Source organism: Moorena sp. SIO2C4, assembly GCF_010672485.1.
GTDB lineage: Bacteria > Cyanobacteriota > Cyanobacteriia > Cyanobacteriales > Coleofasciculaceae > Moorena > Moorena producens.
Genome location: NZ_JAAHGN010000987.1, coordinates 1 through 2,864, shown reverse-complemented (window position 1 = coordinate 2,864; position 2,864 = coordinate 1). Strand labels below are relative to the sequence as shown.

Annotated in this window: 2 protein-coding genes; both read left to right on the top strand. The window is 45.5% G+C overall.

The window, feature by feature from the left end; translation table 11 throughout:
- Window positions 1-753: ABC transporter permease (locus F6K20_RS32485; protein WP_287297522.1), on the top strand; the 753-nt coding region annotated here is incomplete at its 5' end.
- Window positions 754-1,095: 342 nt separating this feature from the next.
- Complete coding sequence (locus F6K20_RS32480) at window positions 1,096-2,550, top strand: efflux RND transporter periplasmic adaptor subunit (protein ID WP_008189577.1); 1,455 nt, start codon at window positions 1,096-1,098, stop codon at window positions 2,548-2,550.
- Window positions 2,551-2,864: the final 314 nt, after the last annotated feature.

Sequence of the window (2,864 nt, the reverse complement as noted above, 5' to 3'; positions counted from 1 at the left end):
TCCGTGCATCTACCCCCAGACGGAGTTGTCATGACTACCAAACTAGCCGAAATCCTAGGTGTTACTGCTGGAGATACCCTAACCGTGGAAGTCCTGGAAGGAAGCCGTCCCGTGCGTCAAGTTCCTGTAGTCGGCTTGGTGGATGAACTCTTCGGTGTCTCAGCATATATGGATATCCATGCCCTCAACCGACTGATGCGAGAAGGACAAACTATTTCTGGTGCTTACCTCTCCGTTGATCCTCACCTTGCTAGTCAGCTTTACTATCGCCTCAAACGTCTACCGGCCATTACCGGTATTGCCACCCGTGAAGCCAACCTAGAAAGCTTTGAGGAAATTAGTGCTAAACTTCTGCGAGTCTTCACAGCAGTACTAGTAATTTTTGCCTGCATTATTACCTTCAGCGTAGTCTATAACTCAGCACGGATTGCCCTATCAGAAAGAGGACGAGAATTAGCCAGTCTCAGGATTATGGGATTCACTCGTGCTGAAATTGCCTTTATTCTCCTAGGTGAACAAGTTATTCTTACCCTACTCGCCCTTCCAATTGGTTTTGGACTCGGATACGGTTTAGCTGCTTTAATGTCTGTTGCCTATAATTCTGAACTTTACCGTTTTCCCTTAATTATTACTAAAGATACCTATGCTTTTACATTTGTTATCGTAATAGTAGCAGCATTATGTTCTGGGTTAATTATCCGCAGAAAGCTGAATCGTCTGGACTTAATCGCTGTTTTGAAAACCAGGGAATAAGCATCAACATGGTGATAGTTACATCAGTGCGGAGCCTGCTGATTCCTTTGTATTCAGCTTAGTTTGCATGTTGTAACTAAGGGTGCATCTCACTTTTAGAAATGTTGCGTAGGGTGCGTTAGGGGCGGGCTAGCCCTGATTTTCCGCCTCTTCGTTCCTGGTTGAAACAGCCCGCCCCGTAACGCACCATCAGGTCAAACAGCTTTTAGGAGATGCACCCGTAACTAACACAAGCTATGGAACAGTAAAAAAGTAATAGCAGTAATTAAATAGTAGTAATTAAATAGTAGTAATTAAATACTGTTGCGATCGCAAAATCAATTCCGCGATTTTAGACACTTCATGAAGCACCTTCCTCAACGGCTAACTTACCTTATGGTTGGAGTTGGCATCATCACAGTAGTTGTCCTAGCATTTCGTCCTGCACCGATTCGGGTTGATCTAGCCGAAGTTAAACGCAGTAGTTTGCAAGTAACAGTGGATGGAGAGGGAAAGACCCGTATCCGCTCCCGCTTCGTAGTTTCAGCTCCTGTTGCCGGTCGGCTGGCGAGGATTAAACTAGATGAAGGAGATAAAATTAAACAAGGGGCAATAATTGCCCAAATTGACCGCCTTCCTCTAGATGCAGACGTCCGAGAAGCTCAAGCACGGCTAAGGCAATGGCAAGCAGAGCGTGATGGGGTAGCAACCAAGCGACCAAAACCAGAAGCTTTATTCCAGGCTCAAGCCCGGATCCGGTCAGCAGCAGCCCAACAGCAAGAAGCTCAAGCTCGGGTCCAGCAAGCATTAGCAGCACTAGAGCAAGCAAAACGCGATCGCCAACGCTCCCAACAGTTATACATTGATGGCGCAATCTCTCGTAAAGACCTCGAAACAGCTCAATTGTTAGAAACTACCTGCCAGAGGGAATTAGAAGCAGCACGACGGGAAGTGGACAGTGTGGCCGCTGAAGTAGTAGCAGCCAAAGAAGCCCGTGCCATTCTCCAAGCCGAACAGAGAGACCCTGACTATTTACTTGATGTCTACAATGCTCGCATTGCCAGTGTTCAAGCTGAACTTGCCAAGCTAGCCGATGAAGCAGCCCGTGCCGAAATTCATTCCCCAATTGATGGTTATGTCCTACGAGTCCTAGAAGAAAGTGCTCGATATGTAGAAGCCGGAACTCCCCTGTTGGAACTAGGAAATCCTGCCGACCTAGAGATTGTCGTTGATTTGCTTTCTACTGATGCGGTCAAAGTCAAGCCAGGAGCAAAAATGTTCATTGAACATTGGGGGGGAGAGCGCACCCTAAACGCTCAGGTGAAGTACGTCGAACCCTCAGGTTTTACCAAAATTTCAGCTCTTGGGGTAGAAGAACAGCGAGTGAATGCGATCGCTAATTTTGTAGATTCCCCAATTCCTTTAGGTGATCGCTACCGAGTAGAAACACGGATTGTAGTTTGGGAAAGCTCAGATGTGCTAGTCGTTCCCTTAAGTGCCATTTTCCGCTGCGACTCACAACAAAATAGCTCCTTGGACCCGATTGCACAAAATAGGGATGATTTGTCCGTGTCTGCAACAGGGGGAACACAGGGAAGTAACCAATTTTCAGATCATCAAGGGAGTATCCAGCGCTCCAACTTCCAGACTTGGTGTACGTTTGTGGTGGAAAACAACCAAGCGAAGAAACGTCAGATTATAATTAGTCAGCGCAGTAATCTTGAAGCAGTGATTCAACAAGGACTTCGAGAAGGAGAAATAGTCATCTTGCATCCCACTGAGCAAATTCAGGAAGGAAAACAAGTTGCACCCCGTTGACTAGCTATCCGTTGACTAGCTATAATATATAATTCGAATTTGAGATGTGAAACTTAATTGATAGCAAAAGCGATGGGCGTTGCTGAATTCAGGTATAACTTCAAGTTAGTGATCGCTAAATCAAAAATCAATTAGCAACGCCAAAAATGCTATAAGTCAAGCAACAGTTAACTGGCATATTTTTTATTCAACCTTCAACCTTCAACCTTCAACCTTCAACCTTCAACCTTCAACCTTCAACCTTCAACCTTCAACCTTCAACCTTCAACCTTCAACCTTCAACCTTCAACCTTCAACCTTCAACCTTCAACCTT

Excerpts from the sequence above, each read along its gene's own strand:
- F6K20_RS32480 (WP_008189577.1), top strand. The coding sequence starts at position 1,096 with ATGAAGCACCTTCCTCAACGGCTAACTTACCTTATGGTTGGAGTTGGC.